Origin of the sequence: Dactylosporangium sp. NPDC000521, assembly GCF_042898305.1 — a bacterium.
In the GTDB taxonomy this organism is placed as follows: domain Bacteria; phylum Actinomycetota; class Actinomycetes; order Mycobacteriales; family Micromonosporaceae; genus Dactylosporangium.
Window position 1 is genome coordinate 194,136 of sequence record NZ_JBIAYW010000016.1, and the last position, 7,571, is coordinate 201,706.

Here is a 7,571-nt window from a genome sequence, read left to right on the forward strand (position 1 = left end):
CTGTCCTTCGATCAAAGGCCGGGCGTGGCCGGAGCGGGTTGCTGCCGGTGCTTCCACACCGCCGTCGTGGTTCACAACCCGCCCCGCCGTCGTGGTCGACAGCCCGCCCCGCCGTCGTGGTTCTCCGCCACTTCGGCCGTGATCCAAGTCGCGTGGTGGTCGTCCGGGCGGCCAGGGCTGTCCTTCGATCAAGGCGATCGCGTCGGTCCGGGTACCAACGGCCCGAGGCTCCGCCCGCGCCGGGGGGCGTCGGCGCACATGGTCGTGGGTCCCGGTGTCGATCCGGGCACACCGCCTTTATGAGGGGCGGGCAGGCAGCCAGCGCCTGAACCCACGAAGTCAGGGTCCACAGTGGATGGCACGAGAGGGCGATCGCCGGGAGTCGAACCCGAACCACCAGGGCCACAACCTGGAGTGCACAACCGGTACACCACGAACGCCATGGAACAGTGGAACTGTTTGCGTGTCTGGAAACCATCGCGCCCCGTGCCGGATTCGAACCGGCGATCTCCGCCTTGACAGAGAGGCGTCCACTCCTGACTGGACCGACAGGGCAAGTCGTGCATCTGAAGCTGGGAGCGGAGGATTCGAACCCCCACAGCGAGGACCAAAACCTCGTGGCCTGCCGTTAGCCGAGCTCCCAAAGCCGCGTGGAGAAGCGGGGAATCGAACCCCGGGCCTTCGGTCTGCCGCACCGACGCTCTACCGACTGAGCTACAACCCCATGAAACAGTCGGGAACCGGGGAATCGAACCCCGCGCTTCCTGGCCCCAAACCAGGTCCGGTCACCAAGCCGGGCGTTCCCGAACGCACATGCCAACCACTGTGGAGTTGTCAAACAGCACGACGCAGGGGCGACAGGATTCGAACCTGCAGCCGTCGGTTTTGGAGACCGGTGCTCAACCAGTTGAGCTACGCCCCTATGGGAAAAGAAAACCGCCCGGTCCCTGGATCGGGGCGGGCGGCGGGGAGGCTGAAGAATCTAGCCTCTGCACCATCCCGCGGTGTGCGGCATGTCGGCCCGGTGAGCGACGGGGGCCATGGGCAGCGCGGCGGCGAGCGCCGGCAGCTGCCGGGCTTGCTGGGCGGTCCAGTGCCTCATCATCGTGACTCCCTGGGTTGCGTTGTTGACATGAACGACGATAGGCGCGCCCAGCGACGCTGCCAACCGATTAAAGCGCGTGCAGGGCGCGGTGGACGACGCCGCCGGCGGCGCGCAGGGCGCGGCGGGCCGAGTCGACGTCGACGCGGGCGAGCAGGGTCACCAGGGCCACCTTGGCCTCGCCGCCGGCGGCGGTGAGCGCGGCCTGGCAGGTGTCGGCGGGCAGCCCGGTCGCCTGGACCAGCATGCGGACCTGCCGCACCCGGAGCTTGGCGTTGCTGGCGACCATGTCGGTCATGAGGTTGCTGTACGTGCGGCCGAGGCGCACCATCACGGCGGTCGACAGCGCGTTGAGGACGAGCTTCTGCGCGGTGCCGGCCTTCATGCGGGTGGAGCCGGTGACGACCTCGGGGCCGGTGTCGACGGCGAGGTGGATGTCGGCGTACTCGGCGAGGGCCGCGTTGGGGTTGGCGGAGAGCAGGACGGTGCGCGCGCCGCGGTCGCGGGCGGCCCGCAGCGCGCCGCCGACGAACGGGGTGCCGCCGCTGGCGGTGACGCCGAGCGCGACGTCGCCGGCGGTGAGCACGTCGCCGGCGGTCGCGAAGCCGGTCTCCGCGTCGTCCTCGGCCGCCTCGACGGCGTCGGTGAGGGCGCGGTTGCCGCCGGCGAGGTGGGCGACGACGTGGCCGGGCTCCACACCGTACGTGGGGCGCAGCTCCGTCGCGTCGAGGACGGCCATCCGGCCGGACGTGCCGGCGCCGAAGTAGTGCAGCCGGTGCCCGGAGCGCAGCGCGTCGACGCAGTCGTCGACGGCCTCGGCGAGGTCGGGGAGCACGGCGGCGACCGCGGCGGCGACCGTCGCGTCCTCGGCGTTGATCAGCTCGAGGATCTCCAGGGTGGGCAGCTGGTCGATCTGTTGGGTCCGGGCGTTGCGTTGCTCCGTCGGGGCGATCGGCGGCGAGACGGTCACCAGGGTCCCCGCTCCGGTCGCACCCGCCGGCTGCGGACCGCCTCGCGGGTCTTCTCCACGGCCGCCTTCGTCTGCGCGTACGTCTTCTGCGCGACGCCGACGAACACGCAGTCGACGACGGTGAGCTGCGCGAGGCGGCTGGCCATCGCCCCGGACCGGAACGTGGTCTCGCGGGCGGCGGTGGTGAGGGTCAGGTCGGCGATGCGGGTGATCGGCGACTTGGGGAAGTTGGTGAGCGCGACGGTTGTGGCGCCGCGCCGGCCGGCCTCCCCGAAGGCCTCGATGGTGTCGACGGTCGTGCCGGTGTGGGAGATGCCGATGGCCACGTCGCGCTCGTCGAGCAGCGCCGCGCTGGTGAGCGCCAGGTGCAGGTCCGACCAGGTGTAGGCGACGAGCCCGACGCGGTGCAGCTTCATCTGGAAGTCGCGGGCGACGAACGCGCTGGCGCCGACGCCGTAGATGTCGACCCGGCGGGCGGCGGCGACCGCGTCGATGACCCGCTGCAGGATCTCCAGGTCGAGCTGGGCGGCGGTGTCCTCGACGGCCCGGGCGTCGGCGAAGGCGATCGTCTTGACGACGGTGGCGAGGTCGTCGGTCTGGCTGATGTCGCTGCCGGGCGCCTCGCCCGGGGCGCCGTCGTCCTGCGCCCGCCCCGCCTCCGCCGCGAGTCTCAGCCGCAGCTCCGGATACCCGGAGAAGCCGATGGCGCGGCAGAACCGGATGACGGTCGTCTCCGACGTCTCCGCGCGCTTCGACAGCTCCGTGATGGTCAACTGGGCGGCGGTGGCGGACTCGTCGGCGACGATCCGTCCGACCCGCTGCTCCGCCGGGGAGAGCGAGGGCAGCAGCCCCCGGATCTTCACCGCGGTGGACGTGGCGCCGCCCTCGGCGGACTGCCGGCTCACCTTCATGTGGGAAAGTTTCCGTTCTCACGCGCTTTTCGTCAATGCAGTACGGTGTTCCGGTGCGAGCACCCCTGGTAGTCGGCGTGGACGCGGGCGCCACCAGCACCCGCTGCGTCGTCGCCACCCTCGACGGCGCGGTCCTCGGCCGTGGTCGCGCGGCCGGCGCCAACCGCAACTCCAGCGGCGGCCGCCCGGCGCAGGCCTTGGAGCAGGCGCTCCGCCACGCACTCAACGGTATCGACCCGGCCGCGGTGGCGTTCGGGGTGGTCGGCGCCGCCGGCGCGGCGGCCGCGGGGCGGGCCGAGGCACGGCGGGCGGCCGAGGATGCCTGGCGGGCGGCCGGCGTGGCCGGATCGGTCAGCAGCGTCACCGACCTCGAGGTCGCGTTCGCCGCCGGCACCCCGGACCGCGACGGCCTGCTGCTGCTGTGCGGCACCGGGGCCGCGGCGGTGGCGTTCCGCGACGGCAGGCCGCACCGGCGCTGCGACGGCTACGGGTGGCTCCTCGGCGACGAGGGGTCGGCGGTGTGGCAGGGCCGCGAGGCGCTGCGGGCGGTGCTGCGCGCCCTGGACGGGCGCGGCCCCGCGACCGGGCTCATCGGACCCGTGACGGAGGCCCTCGGGGCGGACGCTCCCGAGGACCCGGAGGAGCACGCGCAGGCGTTGATCAGGGTGGCGTACCGGCAGCCGCCCGCCGCCCTCGGCCTGCTGGCACCCCTGGTGGGGCGGGCCGCCCTGGACGCCGACGCCGTCGCGCGGGAGGTCGTGCACGACGCCGCCGGCCACCTGCTGCACGCCCTCGACACGGCCGCCGGCGGCCCCGAGCGGCGGGCGCGGCCGGTCGTCCTCGCGGGCTCCGTGCTGCTCACGGAGGGTCCGGTCGCGGATCTCGTGCGGGAAGGGGTCCGGCTGCGGTTCCGGGTCGAGCCCGCCGAGGCCCGCGACGGCGCAGCCGGCGCGGCCGCCCTCGCGATCGCGGCCCTCACGGGAGCGCCGGTGGCACCCGTCGTACACACGCGGCTGACGGCGTCGGGCAACGATTTCGTCAATATTTGAGCCGATTGCCTGGCAGGAACCTTCCTACTCTTGAAACTTCCGTTGGAAACCTTCATCCTCGTTCCAACGAGCGCCCCCTCGACCCCCAACGAAGGAGCACGACGGATGAACACGCTGACCCGCAGGGGCGTCCTGCAGACTGCGGCCACAGCCGGTCTGCTGGCCACCGCCCCGGCCGCGCTGAGCGCCTGTGCCACGGGCGGTGGCGGCGGGGACTCCAAGGCCGCCCAGGGTGACAAGAGCAACGTCAACCCGCTCGGTGTGAAGGAAGACGCCCCGCTCGAGGTCGTCATCTTCAACGGCGGCTTCGGCGAGGACTACGCCAAGGCCCACGAGGCCATGTACAAGGAGAAGTACCCGAAGGCGGAGATCAAGCACTCCGCCACCCAGGAGATCGGCAAGACGCTGCAGCCGCGGTTCGTCGACGGCAGCCCGCCCGACATGGTCAACAACTCCGGCGCCGCCCAGATCGACTTCAACGGGCTCGTCTCGCAGAACGCGCTCGCCGACCTCACCCCGCTGCTCGACGCGCCGAGCCTCGACATCCCGGGCAAGAAGGTCCGCGACACGCTGCTGCCGGGCTCGCTGCTGCCGGGCACCTACAACGGCAAGGTGTTCGCGCTCAACTACGCCTACACCGCGTACGGCATCTGGTACGACGAGAAGCTCCTCGCCGACAAGGGCTGGCAGTACCCGAAGACGTGGGACGAGATGATCGCCCTCTGCAAGACCATCAAGGCGGCCGGCATCGCGCCGTGGACGTACCAGGGCAAGCACCCGCGGTACATGAGCTGGCCCATCCTGGCCGCGGCGGCGAAGCTGGCCGGCCCGGAGGTCCTGCTCGCCATCGACAACCTCGAACCCAACGCGTGGAAGCACGAGGCGATCAAGACCGCCGCCGACGCGTACTCGCAGCTCGCCGTCGACGGCTTCATCCTGCCGGGCTCCGAGGGCCTGGACCACATCCAGTCGCAGACCGAGTGGTCGAAGGGCAACGCCGTCTTCATCTCCTGCGGCTCGTGGCTGGAGAGCGAGCAGAAGAAGGTCACGCCGCCCGCGTTCAAGATGGCGATCGCGCCGACGCCGAGCCTGAGCAGCGGTGACAAGCTGCCGTTCGAGGCGCTGCGGGGGACCGCCGGTGAGCCGTACATCGTGCCCGCGAAGGCCAAGAACGCCAACGGCGGCATGGAGCTGATGCGCATCATGCTGTCGAAGAAGGGCGCCGCGGACTTCACCCGCAAGACCTCGAGCCTGACCTGCGTCGCGGGCGCCGAGGAGGGCGTCGAGCTGCCGCCCGGCCTCACCAGCGTCACGAAGGCGCTCAAGGCGTCCGGCGACAAGGGCTTCAACTGGGTGTACAACTCCTTCTACCGCAAGCTGGAGCGCAACCTCGTCGACGCGGCCTGCGGCGACCTGTTCACCAAGCGGATCAACGCCCAGCAGTTCGTGGAGGCGTGCCAGAAGGGCGCCGACGAGATCGCCAAGGACTCCTCGATCACGAAGTACAAGCGGAGCTGACGCATGCGGCACGGTCGGCGCCTGTTCGTGCTCACGTTCCTGCTACCGCCACTGGCGCTGTACGCCGTGTTCGTCATCTCGCCCTACCTGCAGGCGTTCCAGATCTCGCTGACCAACTGGCGGGGACTGTCGCCGGAGTACGACTACGTGGGGCCGGAGAACTTCGGCCGGCTCCTGCAGGACCACTACGTGTGGAACGCGCTGAAGAACAACGCCATCATCCTCGTGGCGCTACCGATCCTCACGATCGTGCTGGCGTTGTTCTTCGCCTCGATGCTCAGCGTCGGCGGCCGGTCCGGCAGGGCCGGCGTGCGGGGCGTGCGCGGCGCCGCGTTCTACCGCGTCGTCTACTTCTTCCCCCAGGTGCTGTCGGTGGCGATCATCGGCGTGCTGTGGAAGGAGGTGTACGCCCCGCGCAGCGGCATCCTCAACGGCTTCCTGCGCACCATCGGGCTCGACGGCCTCGCGAAACCCTGGCTCGGCGACCCGGACTTCGCGTTCTGGTGCGTCCTGGCGGTCATGGTGTGGAGCAACGTCGGCTTCTACGTCGTGCTGTTCAACGCCGCCATGCAGTCGATCCCCCGCGAGATCTACGAGGCGGCGATGCTCGACGGCGCCGAACGCGGCGAGACCCTGCGCAAGATCACCGTGCCGCTGCTGTGGGACACGATCCAGGTGGCGTGGGTGTACCTCGCGATCCTCGCCATCGACGGCTTCGCCCTGGTGCAGATCGTCACGCTGGGCGGTCCGGGCAACAGCTCCGACGTCATCGGCCTGCGCCTGTACGACACGGCGATGGGCGAGTACAAGTTCGGCTACGCCTCCGCGATCGGGGTCGCGATGTTCTTCCTGACGCTGTCCGTCGCGGTCGTCGCGCTGCGCCTCTCCCGCCGGGATCGGATCGAACTGTGAAAAGCCGCTTCCGTGTCGCCAACGCCTTCTCCCACACCGTCCTCGTCGGCTGGGCGGTGCTCACCACGTTCCCGCTCCTCTGGGCGATCCTCAGCGCGTTCAAGGACGACAACGAGATCCTCACCAGTGCGTGGAGCCTGCCGTCGACGCTGCGCTTCGAGAACTGGAGCCGGGCCTGGAACGAGGCCCACCTCGGCCGCTACTTCCTCAACACCGCCATCGTCGTCGGCGGCGCCCTGCTGGTCACCATGCTCTTCGGTGCGATGGCCGCCTACGTGCTCGCCCGGTACACCTTCCGCGGCAGCCGCCTCGTCTACTTCCTGTTCGTCGGCGGCATGATGTTCCCGGTCTTCCTGTCGCTCGTCCCGCTGTTCTTCGTGGTGAAGAACCTCGGCCTGCTCTCCACCCATCTCGGCCTGATCCTCGTGTACAGCGCCTACTCGCTGCCCTTCACCGTCTTCTTCCTCACCGCGTTCTTCCGGACCCTGCCGAGCGAGGTCGCCGAGGCCGGGATGATGGACGGCTGCTCGCACTGGGGCCTGTTCTTCCGCGTCATGCTGCCGATGGCCCGGCCCGGCCTGATCAGCGTCGGCATCTTCAACCTGCTCGGACACTGGAACCAGTACGTGCTGCCGATCGTCCTCATGCAGGGCGAGGGCGCGGAGAAGAACTGGGTGCTCACCCAGGGTCTCACCGCGCTCGCCGTCAACCAGGGGTACGCGGGCGACTACAGCGCCCTCTTCGCCGGCCTGGCCATCGCGATGCTGCCCGTCCTCATCCTGTACCTCGCGTTCCAGCGCCAGGTGCAGTCCGGCCTCGCCGCCGGTCACCTGAAGTAGGCCGCCTGCCCTTACGATCACCGGATGACTGTGCCGTCCCCGGCCCGCTTGGTCGACGACGCGGTGCGCCGCCGGCTCACCCCGCCCGGACCCGCCACACCCGGTTTCTGGCTGGCGGCGATCCTGGTCACCGCGATCGGGCTGCTGCTGCGGATGGTGAACCTGGCCCATCCGCGGGAGACGATCTTCGACGAGGTCTACTACGCCAACGAGGCGTGGGACCTGCTGCAGCACGGCGTCGAGTGGAACCCCGAGGACAACACCCCGCAG

At 70.3% G+C, this 7,571-nt stretch carries 6 protein-coding genes, 5 tRNA genes and 1 pseudogene; 5 read left to right on the forward strand and 7 right to left on the reverse strand.

The annotated features are described in order from the left end of the window. Positions 1-366 precede the first annotated feature (366 nt). From ACFY3L_RS39385 to ACFY3L_RS39415, 7 genes are all read right to left on the reverse strand, one after another. Positions 367-441 (reverse strand) — tRNA-His (locus tag ACFY3L_RS39385). Between the two features lie 39 nt (positions 442-480). Beyond that, positions 481-555 (reverse strand) — tRNA-Asp (locus tag ACFY3L_RS39390). A gap of 17 nt (positions 556-572) precedes the next feature. After that, positions 573-643 (reverse strand) — tRNA-Gln (locus tag ACFY3L_RS39395). Between the two features lie 8 nt (positions 644-651). After that, positions 652-724 (reverse strand) — tRNA-Ala (locus ACFY3L_RS39400). A gap of 125 nt (positions 725-849) precedes the next feature. Next, positions 850-922: transfer RNA gene (locus ACFY3L_RS39405), tRNA-Trp, on the reverse strand. Between the two features lie 250 nt (positions 923-1,172). Next, positions 1,173-2,072, reverse strand: coding sequence for an N-acetylmuramic acid 6-phosphate etherase (murQ, locus tag ACFY3L_RS39410; protein ID WP_389336504.1), 900 nt, complete (start codon positions 2,070-2,072; stop codon positions 1,173-1,175). After that, entirely contained in the window at positions 2,069-2,983 is a 915-nt protein-coding gene (locus ACFY3L_RS39415) for a MurR/RpiR family transcriptional regulator (protein WP_344502457.1), read from the reverse strand. The genes murQ and ACFY3L_RS39415 overlap by 4 nt, the downstream gene beginning before the upstream one ends. A gap of 53 nt (positions 2,984-3,036) precedes the next feature. Between ACFY3L_RS39415 and ACFY3L_RS39420 the strand changes: the two genes are divergently transcribed. The 5 genes and pseudogenes from ACFY3L_RS39420 to ACFY3L_RS39440 form a co-directional block, all read left to right on the forward strand. After that, positions 3,037-4,032: an N-acetylglucosamine kinase gene (locus tag ACFY3L_RS39420; protein WP_389336507.1), complete on the forward strand. Its 996-nt coding sequence runs from the start codon at positions 3,037-3,039 to the stop codon at positions 4,030-4,032. A 105-nt stretch (positions 4,033-4,137) separates the two neighbouring features. Then, on the forward strand, positions 4,138-5,550 hold the full coding sequence (gene ngcE, locus ACFY3L_RS39425; protein ID WP_389336510.1) for an N-acetylglucosamine/diacetylchitobiose ABC transporter substrate-binding protein: 1,413 nt from the start codon (positions 4,138-4,140) through the stop codon (positions 5,548-5,550). Positions 5,551-5,553: 3 nt separating this feature from the next. Next, entirely contained in the window at positions 5,554-6,462 is a 909-nt protein-coding gene (locus ACFY3L_RS39430; protein WP_389336513.1) for a carbohydrate ABC transporter permease, read from the forward strand. After that, positions 6,459-7,301, forward strand: coding sequence for a carbohydrate ABC transporter permease (locus ACFY3L_RS39435; RefSeq protein WP_389336517.1), 843 nt, complete (start codon positions 6,459-6,461; stop codon positions 7,299-7,301). The genes ACFY3L_RS39430 and ACFY3L_RS39435 overlap by 4 nt, the downstream gene beginning before the upstream one ends. Before the next feature lie 24 nt (positions 7,302-7,325). Beyond that, a pseudogene (locus ACFY3L_RS39440) lies at positions 7,326-7,571 on the forward strand (phospholipid carrier-dependent glycosyltransferase); the annotation flags it as partial.

Coding starts and splice junctions, on each gene's coding strand:
- ACFY3L_RS39430 (WP_389336513.1), top strand. CDS start 5,554: ATGCGGCACGGTCGGCGCCTGTTCGTGCTCACGTTCCTGCTACCGCCA.
- ngcE (WP_389336510.1), top strand. CDS start 4,138: ATGAACACGCTGACCCGCAGGGGCGTCCTGCAGACTGCGGCCACAGCC.
- ACFY3L_RS39415 (WP_344502457.1), bottom strand. CDS start 2,983: ATGAAGGTGAGCCGGCAGTCCGCCGAGGGCGGCGCCACGTCCACCGCG.